Annotated in this window: 1 tRNA gene; it reads left to right on the plus strand. The window is 37.5% G+C overall.

Annotation, left to right across the window (positions count from 1 at the left end):
• Positions 1 to 18: 18 nt before the first annotated feature.
• Positions 19 to 92 (plus strand) — tRNA-Ile (locus RT250_RS13595).
• Positions 93 to 301 lie beyond the last annotated feature (209 nt).

The raw sequence follows: 301 nt of genomic DNA on the forward strand, positions 1-301 counted from the left end.
ATCTAATATCTATGAGACAGTCTCATAGCTCAGCTGGTTAGAGCGCTACACTGATAATGTAGAGGTCGGCAGTTCGAGTCTGCCTGAGACTACAAACAAAGTCGAAATTGAAATCGAAACACAAATCGAAATCGAGATCGAAGATTGAAAAATGTATTTCTTTGGAAATATACGTTCATAGACACATATTGAAAGGAAATTTTAGGAGTTGAAGCGAGATTACTTCATTATTCGTAATTCTGAATTCATAATTCTGAATTTCAAAAAATGGGGGATTAGCTCAGCTGGCTAGAGCGCCTGC

It is taken from the genome of Aequorivita sediminis (assembly GCF_032080575.2).
GTDB classification, from domain to species: Bacteria; Bacteroidota; Bacteroidia; order Flavobacteriales; family Flavobacteriaceae; genus Aequorivita; species Aequorivita sediminis.